Below are 11,841 nucleotides of genomic sequence, written 5' to 3'. Positions count from 1 at the left end.
AAGCGACGACGGCGCGACGGCCGTCCGTCTCGACGTCTCGCCGCAGCGTCGTCACCTCGGCAACCAGGTCGTCCAGCCTCAGCGTCAGGGTCCCATGCTCGATCCCCGTAGGATGGACGGCCACCCCTGCTCGCGACGCTCGATGCGCGACTTCATCTGGGGTCAGTTCAGTGGCCAAATCCACGTCGTTGCCCAGATGCTCGATGCCCAGCAGGGTATCGCGCACGATGCCGCCAACGGCCCGGGTGCGACGCTGGGCACCATCGAGCATCGCCAGCAGACGCTGCGTCTCCGGGCGCATCAGCCATTCGGCGCCGCGCAGGCGATCGAGAATGTTGCGTTGCGAACTCAACCGGTCTCCGGCCCGAGGGCGATGTCGTGGAAGCGGCGCGTAAGGTTGGCGGTTATTCCCCATATGACAAGCCCGGCATGTGTGATCTGCCAGGTCGTGTGCTCCTGTTCGCCGCGCCGCACGCTGAATGTCGTGAAGCTGGCGGGCGAAAGGAGATAGTCGAGGGGCACTTCGAACACCGAACGCACCTCGCTGGGATTGGGAACGAACGGGGCACGCGGGGTGATGGCCGCCACCACCGGCGTGATCAGGTAGTTGGTGCCGGTGTAGTAGAGCGGCAGATACCCCAGAACGCGGGCGTCATCCCGCACCAACCCCACCTCCTCGCCCGCCTCGCGCAACGCCGCGTCCGCGGCGTCCTGGTCCGTCGGGTCGATCTTGCCGCCCGGAAAGGCAATCTGGCCCGAATGCGATCGCAGGCTCGGGGAACGCTCGGTGTACAGGACCGAGAGCCCTGCCGACCGGCGCACAAGCGCGATCAAGACGGCCGCCGGCACAGGCGGCCGATCATGCGCCACGTCAGGCAGCCAGTCCGGCGTCAGGGAATGGATGCCATCAAAAGCCTGCGGACGGCGCAGCAGGCGCCCCGCGATCCGTGCGATGAGTCCGTCCTCGTCCAGGTGCCGCTCCGCTTCAGGAACGCCGGCCCGCTCCAAACGCCCTGATGGGACCTGAAAGCCGGCTGGCCAGGCTCTGGTCGTCAGCGTAGACCAGCACACGGTTCGGGTCGACTGGTCCCGGAAAGACAATGGCGCCGGGGACAGTTGGAACCCAGCCCAGGGGGCCGTAGTAGTCCTGATCGCCAACCAGCAGCACGAATTCGCCCTCGCCGCGCTCCAGCGCCCTGCGGGTCACCTCGCGGGCGAGCAGCTTGCCGGCACCCCGCTTGCGGAAATCCGGATGAGTCGCGAGCGGACCCAGCAGGTAGCCGTCCACTCCGCCGACACTGATCGGCGTCATCCACACCGAACCGCAGGGCACGCCGCCTACCTCGGCGATCAGGCTGAGCGAGGTGTCGATCGGAAACCGCTCGCGCACCCGGAACGCCGTACGGGCGAACCGACCGGGGCCGAAGGCCATGGCCTGCAGCTCCTCAACGAAACGGTCGTCGGCAGTTGTTGCGACCCGAACGGTCGGAGAGGTGGCGTGAACCGGGGCTGCCTCGGCAGCAGAGGAAGCGGCAATCATGAGACGAATCCAGGGGCATGAGACAGGGACATGCATGCCGGCCCGAGCGGGCCAGCGTCCGACCGGTTAGGGTCGTCGTGTCGTCTGATATGCCTTCACCATCCTGGACGCCTCCTGACGTCTGTGGTCGCAATAGCATCAGGATGGGCGACCAGTCCATGGCAAATCATGGTGAACGGCCGCCGATGGGTGCTCCGTGTTGCCCACCTGCGGGCCGCCAAGGCGCTGACCGCTACCAGCGATGCCCCGCGCGTGCCGCTCCGCCGATCTCCGCAATGCGCCGAGCCGTGCCCGGTTCCACATCCTGCGGCAGGCCGTCGACATCGAACCAGGCGATCTCGGCGATCTCGGCGTTGCGACCGATGTCGCGGTCGTGGCGAAACGAGCGGCAGACGAAGAAGGCCAGGTGGTCCCGGTTCGTCGCTTCGTGAACGTTGTGGTAGAGGCCGAAAAACTCGAGCGGCGCAACAGGCGCAAGTCCCGTCTCCTCGACCATCTCCCTTGCCGCCGCCTCTGCCGCCGCCTCGCCCGGCTCGACGCCACCGCCCGGGAAATGCCATCCCGGCAGGTAGGTATGACGGATCAACAATACCCGGCCGTCAGCAAGAACGGCCACCCGGGCCCCCAGCACCATCCTGCGGCGCAGGCCCACGACAAACAGGTGCACGAAGGTTCGAAGACGCTGCCAGTGCGACATGGATGACGGGGCCGGCGGCGAACCGGGCGGTTTTGGAGCTATGGGCATTTACACCATTTTCTTGCCGCTTCCCTCGTGGCATTACGCCGATAGATGATCACCCTTGCCCACCTTTCCGATGTCCATCTGGCGCCGCTGCCGCCCGTGCGGCTGCGCGACCTCGCCAGCAAGCGGATTACCGGGTATCTCAACTGGAAGATCAAGCGAGAGCACACTCTCGCCGGCGATGGGTTGGTCAAGCTGGTGCGGCATATGCGGGGGCAGTCTCCCGACTTCACCGCCATCACCGGGGACCTGGTCAACCTGGCCCTCGATGCCGAGATCAACACCGCGCACAATTGGCTCGAGACCATCGGCCCCCCCGAGGTGGTGTGCGTGTCGCCCGGCAACCACGATGCCTACATCGGTGGGCAGCTCGAGAAGGCGATGGCGCGCTGGGGAGGCTACATCAGCGGCGAAACCGTCGACTCGGCCCCGTTCCCGTTCGTCCGCCGCATCGGCGAAGTGGCAATCGTCAGTTGCAGCAGCGCAGTACCCACCGCGCCCGGAATGGCACTGGGACGCTTCGACGCCGAGCAGGGCGAACGGCTGGGGCGTATCCTGCGCCTGCTCGGCGAGGGCGGCTACTTCCGGGTCGTGATGATCCACCACCCGCCGAATCAGGAGCAGGCCCATCCCCGGCTGGGGCTCTACGGCGCGCGCCTGTTCCGCGCCGCCGTCGCCGCCCACGGCGCCGAACTGATCCTGCACGGGCATACCCATCAGTCCACCATCTACGCGGTCCCGGGACCACGTGGTGACGTCCCGGTGGTGGGCGTGGCCGCGGCCGGCGCCGCCCAGGGCGGCGACACGGGGGGGCACGATCCGGCGCGCTACAACCTGTTCAGCATACAGCGCCTCGGAACTGCCTGGCAGTGCACGCTTCGCGAGTTTGGATTCCAGCGCCTCTCTACCGATATCGTGCTCCGACTGAGCCTGAGGATCTACTAGCGTGGACGAACAGTTCAGCATCGAGCAACCGGCCTTCGACAGCTCCCGGGGTGTCGCTGCGTTCGGCTACCGGCTCGGCGACCTCCGTTTCGTCGAGACGTTGACCTTTCCGGCCGGCTTCGACCCGACCGTGGCAAGTGCACCTTCCTTCTCCCGGCTGCTCGGCCTGACGGCGATGGTGCTGGGCGTTAGCTATTTCAAGCTGAAGGCCCCGCTCGTCATCACGACGCCCCTCGCGCTCACGGAACGTGAGCGCGAGCTCGTGCTCGACGTCTACGAGAACGGCCTCGGCGAGTTCTACGCGCGCAATGCACTGAAGCGCTTCGGCCGCATCGTGCTGGAGGCCGGCGCCGCAGCAGACGACGCCGTCGAGGCCCCCAGGCTGGTCGATCGCGTCCTGCTGCCGATCGGCGGCGGCAAGGACTCGCTGGTCAGTCTCCAGCTGCTGGAAGCTGCGGGCGTGGACCTCACCCCTTTTGCGGTCAACCCGAAGGGACCGATCCTTGGCTCCGTCGACAAGATCGGGCGTGTCCCGATCTATGTGGCGCGCCGGCTCGATCCGGAGATGATCCGGCTCGGCAAGCTGCCTGGCTACTACAACGGCCATGTGCCCTCGACGGCGATCAACTCGATGATCGCGGCGCTCACCGCGCTGCTCTTCTCCTATCGCCGTATCGTGCTCTCCAATGAGAGGTCGGCCAGCGAGGGCAATGTCGCGTTCGACGGACGCGAGGCCAACCACCAACACTCCAAATCAATGGCGTTCGAGCGACTGATCGCCGAGGCGCTGGCCGCCGCAACCGGCGGCGCGCTCGGCTACTTCTCCCTCCTCCGCCCCTACTCGGAAGCGCGTATCGCCGCGCTTTTCGCACGCCAGACCCGCTTCGACCGGGTATTCTCGAGCTGCAACGAGAACTTCAAGCTGGCCGGCCACGACGGCCCGCTCTGGTGCGGGAGATGCCCGAAGTGTCACTTCGTCTTCCTGATCCTCGCCCCGGTGATGGACAAGGCGCGGCTGATCGAGATCTTCGGTCAGAACCTGCTGGACCAGGCCAGGCACGAGCGCTCGTTTCGGGAACTGACCGGCCTCGCCGGCCAGAAGCCCTGGGAGTGCGTCGGTGAGATCGAGGAGGCGGCCGCGTGCCTCTACACTCTGACGTCGCGGCCGGAGTGGGCGGATGCAGCGATCGTCAGCCGGCTGAGGTCGGATCTGCTGGCGCAGTTCGGCGCCCCGCGACTGGAGGCCGCGCTTGCCGAACTGAACCACGATGCGACAGAACATCTGATCCCGGATGACATTGTCCAGCGAGTCGCCCCCCATGCTCTTTGAAGAACCCGTCCTGCTCTACGGCGCCGGTCGTGAAGCCCGTTCCACCCGGGCCTTCATCCGGGCCCGCTCGCCGGACACCAAGGTCTTCGTGACTGTCGACAGCGGCGATGCCGACATCGAGGACGCCGAATTCATCGCCCCCGCCGACCTGGCGCTTGCGATGGAGCAACATCGCTTCGCGACCATCGTGAAGAGCCCGGGGGTCTCGCGCTACCGCCCGATCTTTGCCATGGCGCGCGAGGCCGGCATCGCGGTCACGTCCAACCTGAACCTCTGGGGGGAGGCCTTTCGCGACGGTCGCAAGGTGATCGCCATTACCGGGACCAAGGGCAAATCCACGACCGCGACCCTGGTGCACCTGATGCTGGTCGAATCGGGCATCGATGCCGGCCTGGCCGGCAATGTCGGGCTCGCTCCGCTAGACATCGCCGACAAGCATGCGGTGGTGGTCTTCGAGTTGTCCAGCTACCAGACGGCAGACATGGCCTTCACTCCGGACTTGGCCGCCGTGACCAATCTCACCCCGGAACATACCGACTGGCACAGAAGCGTCGAGCGCTACTACAGCGACAAGCTCAACCTCATCGACCGCGATGCGCCGTTTCCGGTGGCCCTGGGACGCGGCGCGATCGACCATCCGCTGGTGATCGCCGCCCTGCGCGACGGTCATCGACTGATCCCGGCAATCGCCCCATTCCTGAGAGACCGCATCGCCACTGCCGTGGGCCGCTCGCGACTGAAGGGGGAACACAACCTCGACAACGCCCTGCTGGCCGCGCAGGTGGCGATGAAGGCAGAGGCCGACATCGAGGCGGTCATTCGTGGCATCGGACGGTTCCGCCCCCTGCCGCATCGACTCGAGGAGCATCAGGTCGCCGGAATCACTATCGTCGACGACTCGATCTCGACCACGCCCGAGGCGACCAAGGCAGCCCTCGCCGCCTACGAGGGCGGGCGGCTCGCCCTCATCGCTGGCGGCCACGAGCGCCATCAGGACTACGCCGAACTGGCGCGGCTCCTCGCGCCGCGCGGCGTGACCGTGCTCGTGTGCCTCCCGGTGACTGGCGACCGGCTCGCCACCCTGACCTATGCCGCCGCACCGGCCATCGAGGTCGTCGAAGCCGGGACGCTCGATGACGCGATGAAGGCCCTCGCGGCCCGCATCGGAAAGTTCGACACGATCATCCTGTCGCCCGGCGCACCGAGTTATGGTCAACTCGAGGCCGCCGGCAGGCCTTTCCGCAACTTCGAGGAGCGGGGCGACGCCTTCGTCCGGCTCGCCGGAAACTACCTGGTCGGCCGGGGCTAGCTGGGCGCATCCCGCGGGTTGACAATGACCCGCCCGGCAATGCCCCCCTTGAGCATGGTCTGAGCCAGCGCCGGCAGGTCCGCCAGGCGTGCTTCGGTGACCATGGGTTCGTAGGCACTGGGCGAGAACAGCGTGGTGAGGCGGTCCCACGCGGCCTGACGCGACGCGAAGGGCTGCATCACCGTATCGATGCCGAGCAGGGAGATGTTGCGCAGGATGAAGGGGATGACGCTGGCCTCCCAGGTGCGGCCGGCGGCATTCCCGACCGCCGCGACAGCGCCGCCATAGCGGATCTTCTTGAGTACCTCACCCAGGAGTGGTCCGCCGACATTGTCGATCGCCGCACTCCAGGCTTCCTTGTCCAGCACCCGGCCGGTCGCGGCCAGCACCTCGTCACGCGTCACGATTCGGCTGGCCCCGAGCCTGGTCAGGCGCTCAGCGAGTTCGGGGCGGCCGGTCAGCGCCGCCACCCGATATCCCAGCTTGGCCAGCAGCATGACCGCGATGCTGCCGACGCCGCCGCCCGCTCCGGTGACCAGCACTTCGCCGTCTCCCGCTCTGCTGCCTTCCGCCTGCAGGCGGTTGATCGCCAGCATCGCCGCCAGTCCGGCCGTGCCCAGAACCATGGCGGTGCGGGTAGAGAAGCGCTTGGGCAGCGGAACAAGCCAGTCAGCGTCGACCCGGGCGCGTTGTGCGAACCCGCCCCATCGGATCTCGCCCACCCGCCAGCCGGTCAGCACCACCCCTTGACCGGGATGGTAGCGCGCGTCCGAACTCTCGACGACCCTCCCGGCGAAGTCCACGCCGCCTACATGCGGATAGGATTTGACCAGGTTGCCCAGTCCGCTGAGGCACAGGGCGTCCTTGTAGTTGAGACCGGCCCACTCGACCGCCACCTGCACATTGCCCGGCGGCAACGCACTCTCATCCACCGCCTCCACCGCACCGCCGATCGTTCCGTCGTCCAGCTTGCGGCTCACGTGGGCACTAAAGACCATTGCGGCTCCCGAGACAGTCGCGGCCATCGCCTAGTAGCGGCCGCCAAGTGCAGCCGGCGTCACCCCCGCGGCGGCGAGTTCCTTGCCGATCTGCTCGACAAGCGCGACGTCGGGGATTCGCTGGTGCAGTACCGGCAGGATACCGAAGCGGCGAAAGCGCGTCACCTCCAGCATCTGCGCCAGCGAACGATTCAGAACGTCCCTGGCATCAAGCCGATGCGCCGCGACCGTCGCGATCACCGCTCCGAGTTCGGAGTCGGTGGCTGCCAATTGCTCGCCATAGGCGATCGCGCTGTAGTCTTCGCCATTGCGCAGCGCGTCTACCGCCGGTGCCGCAAAGTACCAGGCCGGAGGGTCCAGTGCGTTCTCCGTCGCATGGCGGGCGAACGACAGGCCCTTTGTGGACGGGCCGGCCAGAACCAGAAACCTCGCGTAGCCCGCAAGAGCGTCGAGATTGGCTGGGTTGAGCTGGACGGCCGAGGCATAGGCGGCGTCGGCTTCGGCATGCCGCCCCCAGATCTCCAGCATGTGGGCGTAGAGTTCCCAGACAAAGCTCGACGTGGCACCCGCGGCAAGTGACCGCTCGAACAGCCGAGCGGCTTCCTGCATCGGCTCGGGATCGAAGCTGCCGGGCGCCTGAACCGCGCGCATGTCGTCCACGAGCAGCGCCCCGCCAATTGCCAGTAGAGTCGCCGAGCCCGCCTCGCGCTGCAACAGGCTTGAAACGCAGTCGCGGGCACGTGCCGCGTCATCGACCCGGCCGCTGTCGCGGTAGAGCCCGAACAGCAACTCGCACAAGTACTCCGTCTCGCTGCCGGCAAGGTCGGGGTGTAACTCGAGCCAGCGAAGCCCGTCCTGGTGCAACGGACCTCGCAGCGAGCCCAGTTGCTCGGCGAAGGCACGCGAGGTCTCGTCGACATTCTGCTCGGCGGAATCGTCCCTCAACTCCAGCGTCCTGGTCCACAGCGCGGGATCCGATCCGCTGCGTCTCAGACTCGCCGTGACCCTTGTCGAGCCGCTCTCCGCCCTGGCGATTCCGGTCAACTGATAGGCGGCACGTCCGGACTCCCCGGGATTGTCCGATGAGCCCTGCAGATACTCAGCAGAAATGGTGCTGAACAACTGCAGATCCGTGACGAGTTCGATCGCGAGACCCGCGACGCTGCGCCGCCCTGTCTCGTCCTCGGCAAGTGCCGTGAACTCCGAAACGGCAACCGAGGGACGTTCCGGAACGATCAGCCGGACCGGTCGCGGTTGCAGCACCTGGCCAAGCACCAGCACGATGACCAGGGCCACCGCCGCGACCGCCACCACCAGCAGTGCCTCCCCCAAGCGGCTCGGACGCGCCGGCGCAGCCTTTTCGGGGCCAGTCACGCCAATAGCGGGTGAGATCGCCGCGGCCGATTCTGCCAGGCTTCCGACCGGGCGATCGCTTCCGGGAAGGAACTCAGGGACGTAACGTCCTACCGGCAGGTAGATGCGCACATTGCTCGCTCCCCCCTCGCCCCGATAGTACTCGGCCAGCGCAGCACGTAGCCGCCCCGCCTGCACGCGGACGATCGGATCGGACTGGGGGTCGAAGGTCGGGGGACGTCCGAAGACGTCCACCGCAATAGAGTAGGCCTTGATCGAGCCTTCGTCGCCCCGCAGTTTGGCCTGCACTATGTGGTTGAGAAACCTGGAGAGTTGCGGCGAGCGAGCGAGACCCGGCCACGTCAGTAGGTCGGCCAGGGCAGTCTCGACGGCCTCCCGGGATGGCTCTCCTCCCGCCACTTCGCATCCTCGCCCCAACCACCGAAAATGCTGGCTGATTTACATGTTAAACGCAAGCGACGTTACAGCGCAGTTACAGGCGGTTGCCTTATGCCGGCACCGGCTCATCGGCATATGCAGTCGTGTCGAGACAAAGCGGCGGCGTTCGGGATCGTTCCCGAAGTATCCGTGAACGAGGCAGGTCGGAGACGCACCGAGAAGCCCGCGGCAAAAGCCGGTTTGAAGTTCGGGTCTGTGCCGCGCGGCGCGGCTGAAGGAGCCATATGAACGCGTTTGGTGGTGGCCAGCCATTCATGGTGCTGGTCGACGACGACTCTCATTCCGCCCGGCTGATGATCCGGGTGCTGCTTGCACACGGCGCGCCCTCCGTCAGTTGGATGGACACCGGCCCGGTCGGCGCCGAACGCATCGGTGCCCTGCTGGAGGACGCGCGGGCTGCTCTGCCGGGGCTGGTCATCGTCGACCTCAAGGCCTCGTCCTCGGCGACACACGAATTCATCGAGCGGCTGCGGGGCATGCGGAATGGCAGCGCACTGCTGATTGCCGCCATGGCGCCCTCGCTCGAGAAGGACGTTCGGGACCGGCTCCTGGCTTGCGGAGCGGATGCCGTGTTCGAACGCCATGCGGAAGTGGACTTCTATCGCCGTGAAGCCGCGGCGATCGTGAGTTTCTGGGTGCGCAATCAGCACCTGGAGGCGGTTGGCACGTAACTACTGCGTCCACAGGTTACGTGCCGGCGGGGAGCGCGTTGCTCTAGGCAGGCCACTGCCGATTGCATTCCCAAACGCGCTCCCCGTACCCCCGGGGCCCGGTGTTTCCCGGGGCCAAGTACCAGCGTCTAGCAAAGAGTTGCCGCCCGCGCTGTTTCCCTGCGGCGTGCGAGCGGCAGGGCCGGCACCCCAAGTCTGTCGGCCTGCCTGCCGGTCGTCGTGTCCCTCCCGCGACGGCCGGCAATAACCGCAGGACGGGGCGCGCCCTCCCGACGCTCCGTCCTGCGCCTTCTTTCTGTCTGCGCTGCCGGTTCACCGCACTTTCAGCTTGATCGGCCGGACGTGCGACGCCATGGTTCGGCGCATTCGTCGGAGGTTTCAGCATGTTGGGAAGGCTCTTCGTTCTGCTTGCCACGGGCGTGCTTCTGCAGCCGGCGTGGGCTCAGGAGGGGGACGGCGTCGATAGTTTCGTACTGCCGGCGTTCAGCGGAATTGCCGTTTCGCAGGCGCCTGAAGCCGGCTTGGGTGTCTGTTTCGGTCAGTTCTCCGAAGACGCCATCGCCTGTGCTGTTGCCCAGTGCATGGAACAGAGCGGACTGGGCGAAGAGGATTGCACGCCGAACCTCTGGTGCTACCCGCACGGCTGGGTTGCCGACATCTTCATGCAGCACGCCGAGGGCCCGCATTGGCACAAGTTCATCTGCGACCAGCCGGACGAGGCCAGCCTTTCTGCTGTCGTCGCCATCGAGTGCGACAAGGACTACCTGATCGCTTGTGAAGTAGTCCGGAGCTGGAATGCAGACGGCCAGCAGATCACCGGAGAAGGGGCAGACCCGCAATTGCCGTCGTTGGACACGGTCGAGGAGTAGTCGTCAGGCGGACTTGTGCTCGGGCAGGCCTGTCCGCTTGGTGTGCGCAAGCTCCTCGAGCTGTGCCTCGCTCATCGACTCTGTCTTCAACTGCGGTAGGTGTCGCGTCCCGGTCGCAGCAGCCGACGCGGCCCGCTCCCTTCCTCGGCCAGGCGGTCGCCGGGATTGATCAGCGGGCAGCTCTGCGTCGAAAGGCATCCGCAGCCGATGCAGCCGGTGAGTTCGTCCCGCATGCGGGACATCAGCACAATGCGGCGGTCGAGCCGCTCGTACCAGACCCGGGACAGAGCCAGCCAGTCCTCGGACGAAGGAACCTGGCCGACGGGTATCCGCGCGAGAGCTTCGGCGATCTCGGCCAGCGATATGCCCAGTTCCTGCCCCATCCGGATGATCGACAGCCGCCGCAGCACATCCCGTTCGTAGCGGCGTTGGTTGCCGGAGTTCCGATTGCTGCGGATCAGGCCCTTGCGCTCGTAGAAGTGCAGCGCCGAGACGGCGAGCCCACTGCGGCGCGCCACTTCACCAACAGTCAGTTCGCGCATGCCCGGCGTGCTTTTTCGCTTTACCTCAACCATGATTGAGGTTGTAGGTCTCCCGGCGCGGTGACGCAAGCCGACGATCCAGGGAGCAGCAGATGGCCGCAGAAGGCAACACGAACGGATGGGCCGAACTGGTCGCCGACGGCCGCGGCCTCGTCGTGGGCGTGTTCGCCGGCGGTGTCGGCCTGCAGGCGATGGAGACATTCATCGGCTCCACCTTGTTGCCCTCCGTCGTGCGCGAGATCGGCGGGCTGGAGCTGTTCGCCTGGAACACTACGGTATTCATCGTGGCGTCGATCGTCGCCGCGATCTTCGCCGCGGTGCGCCCCTTCGGCATCGGGCCGCGCGGCAGCTATGTCCTCGCCGCACTCGGGTTTGCCGTCGGAAGCCTCGCCTGCGGGGCGGCCGCCAACATGTGGATCATGCTGCTGGGTCGGGCCATCCAGGGCTTTGGTGCCGGACTGCTGACAGCAATGAGCTATGCGATGATCCGTCAGGTCTTCCCGCAGGCCCTGTGGGGGCGCGCCTTTGCACTGATTTCAAGCGTCTGGGGCGTGTCGACGCTGGTGGGACCGGCGGTCGGCGGCGTGTTCGCCGCGCTGGATGCCTGGCGCTGGGCATTCTGGATCCTGGTCCCCGCCGCCGGACTTCTCGGCCTGCTCGCCTACAGGATCCTGCCGCCGCGCAGCGACGAACGGGGCATGACCAGCTTCCCGGTCCTTCAGATCCTGCTGCTGACTGGCGCCGTTCTCGCCGTGTCGGTGGCCTCAATCCTGACCGGCAGCGCGTTGCTGCCTGCGTTGCTGGTCGGGTTCGCGGTGCTGGCGATCATCGCGCTGGGCGTGATCGACCAGTACCGCGAAAGTCGCCTGTTCCCGAAGGGTACCTTCTCGCCGGCGTCGCCGCTCGCGCCGCTGTTTGCCGCCATGCTCCTGCTCAACCTCGCCATCGTCTGCGACATGTTCGTACCGCTGTTCGTGCAGAACCTGCACGGGCAGACACCTCTCGTCGCCGGCTACATGGTGGCTCTGGTGGCCGTGGGCTGGAGTTCTGGATCGGTGGTCACCTCAAGCTGGAGCGGAGGGC

Annotated in this window: 13 protein-coding genes and 1 pseudogene; 6 read left to right on the top strand and 8 right to left on the bottom strand. The window is 66.6% G+C overall.

Annotated features, from left to right (window positions below; genetic code table 11):
- The 4 genes and pseudogenes from ACE3TU_RS12900 to ACE3TU_RS12885 all read right to left on the bottom strand — a co-directional run.
- Positions 1–352 (bottom strand): annotated as a pseudogene (locus ACE3TU_RS12900) (CCA tRNA nucleotidyltransferase); the annotation flags it as partial.
- Positions 349–1,008: a CoA pyrophosphatase gene (locus ACE3TU_RS12895; protein WP_374624771.1), complete on the bottom strand. Its 660-nt coding sequence runs from the start codon at positions 1,006–1,008 to the stop codon at positions 349–351. The gene ACE3TU_RS12895 and the pseudogene ACE3TU_RS12900, both read right to left, overlap by 4 nt.
- On the bottom strand, positions 986–1,432 hold the full coding sequence (locus tag ACE3TU_RS12890) for a GNAT family N-acetyltransferase (RefSeq protein WP_374624769.1): 447 nt from the start codon (positions 1,430–1,432) through the stop codon (positions 986–988). The genes ACE3TU_RS12895 and ACE3TU_RS12890 overlap by 23 nt, the downstream gene beginning before the upstream one ends.
- Before the next feature lie 340 nt (positions 1,433–1,772).
- Positions 1,773–2,192: an NUDIX domain-containing protein gene (locus ACE3TU_RS12885; RefSeq protein WP_374624767.1), complete on the bottom strand. Its 420-nt coding sequence runs from the start codon at positions 2,190–2,192 to the stop codon at positions 1,773–1,775.
- Between the two features lie 138 nt (positions 2,193–2,330).
- Between ACE3TU_RS12885 and ACE3TU_RS12880 the strand changes: the two genes are divergently transcribed.
- Genes ACE3TU_RS12880 through murD form a run of 3 tightly spaced genes read left to right on the top strand, consistent with a single transcriptional unit; the run spans position 2,331 to position 5,866 of the window.
- Positions 2,331–3,227, top strand: coding sequence for a metallophosphoesterase (locus ACE3TU_RS12880; protein ID WP_374624765.1), 897 nt, complete (start codon positions 2,331–2,333; stop codon positions 3,225–3,227).
- Between the two features lies 1 nt (position 3,228).
- Entirely contained in the window at positions 3,229–4,557 is a 1,329-nt protein-coding gene (locus ACE3TU_RS12875; RefSeq protein ID WP_374624763.1) for a hypothetical protein, read from the top strand.
- Positions 4,547–5,866, top strand: a complete 1,320-nt coding sequence (gene murD, locus ACE3TU_RS12870; protein ID WP_374624761.1) for a UDP-N-acetylmuramoyl-L-alanine--D-glutamate ligase — start codon at positions 4,547–4,549, stop codon at positions 5,864–5,866. Before ACE3TU_RS12875 ends, murD begins: the two co-directional genes overlap by 11 nt.
- On the opposite strand, the gene ACE3TU_RS12865 is transcribed toward murD, so the two are convergent.
- Entirely contained in the window at positions 5,863–6,864 is a 1,002-nt protein-coding gene (locus ACE3TU_RS12865) for an acryloyl-CoA reductase (protein ID WP_374624759.1), read from the bottom strand. The genes murD and ACE3TU_RS12865 overlap by 4 nt on opposite strands.
- 30 nt (positions 6,865–6,894) lie before the next feature.
- A complete protein-coding gene (locus tag ACE3TU_RS12860; RefSeq protein WP_374624757.1) occupies positions 6,895–8,637 on the bottom strand; it encodes a hypothetical protein in 1,743 nt (580 codons plus the stop codon).
- Between the two features lie 293 nt (positions 8,638–8,930).
- On the opposite strand from ACE3TU_RS12860, the gene ACE3TU_RS12855 reads away from it, so the two are divergent.
- Entirely contained in the window at positions 8,931–9,347 is a 417-nt protein-coding gene (locus ACE3TU_RS12855) for a hypothetical protein (RefSeq protein ID WP_374624755.1), read from the top strand.
- A gap of 383 nt (positions 9,348–9,730) precedes the next feature.
- Complete coding sequence (locus tag ACE3TU_RS12850) at positions 9,731–10,216, top strand: hypothetical protein (protein WP_374624753.1); 486 nt, start codon at positions 9,731–9,733, stop codon at positions 10,214–10,216.
- 3 nt (positions 10,217–10,219) lie between these two features.
- On the opposite strand, the gene ACE3TU_RS12845 is transcribed toward ACE3TU_RS12850, so the two are convergent.
- Complete coding sequence (locus ACE3TU_RS12845; protein ID WP_374624773.1) at positions 10,220–10,291, bottom strand: DUF3008 family protein; 72 nt, start codon at positions 10,289–10,291, stop codon at positions 10,220–10,222.
- 11 nt (positions 10,292–10,302) lie between these two features.
- A complete protein-coding gene (gene soxR / locus ACE3TU_RS12840) occupies positions 10,303–10,758 on the bottom strand; it encodes a redox-sensitive transcriptional activator SoxR (protein ID WP_374624751.1) in 456 nt (151 codons plus the stop codon).
- 92 nt (positions 10,759–10,850) lie between these two features.
- On the opposite strand from soxR, the gene ACE3TU_RS12835 reads away from it, so the two are divergent.
- A partial coding sequence (locus ACE3TU_RS12835; RefSeq protein WP_374624749.1) for an MFS transporter occupies positions 10,851–11,841 on the top strand: 991 nt, incomplete at its 3' end.

The organism is Devosia sp. (assembly GCF_041917035.1).
Taxonomy (GTDB): Bacteria; Pseudomonadota; Alphaproteobacteria; order Rhizobiales; family Devosiaceae; genus Devosia_A.
Note: the sequence above shows the minus strand (reverse complement) of the source record. Positions and strands in the feature narration are given on the sequence as shown.

Coding starts and splice junctions, on each gene's coding strand:
- ACE3TU_RS12890 (WP_374624769.1), bottom strand. CDS start 1,432: ATGGCCTTCGGCCCCGGTCGGTTCGCCCGTACGGCGTTCCGGGTGCGC.
- ACE3TU_RS12880 (WP_374624765.1), top strand. CDS start 2,331: ATGATCACCCTTGCCCACCTTTCCGATGTCCATCTGGCGCCGCTGCCG.
- murD (WP_374624761.1), top strand. CDS start 4,547: ATGCTCTTTGAAGAACCCGTCCTGCTCTACGGCGCCGGTCGTGAAGCC.
- ACE3TU_RS12865 (WP_374624759.1), bottom strand. CDS start 6,864: ATGGTCTTTAGTGCCCACGTGAGCCGCAAGCTGGACGACGGAACGATC.
- ACE3TU_RS12855 (WP_374624755.1), top strand. CDS start 8,931: ATGGTGCTGGTCGACGACGACTCTCATTCCGCCCGGCTGATGATCCGG.
- ACE3TU_RS12850 (WP_374624753.1), top strand. CDS start 9,731: ATGTTGGGAAGGCTCTTCGTTCTGCTTGCCACGGGCGTGCTTCTGCAG.
- soxR (WP_374624751.1), bottom strand. CDS start 10,758: ATGCGCGAACTGACTGTTGGTGAAGTGGCGCGCCGCAGTGGGCTCGCC.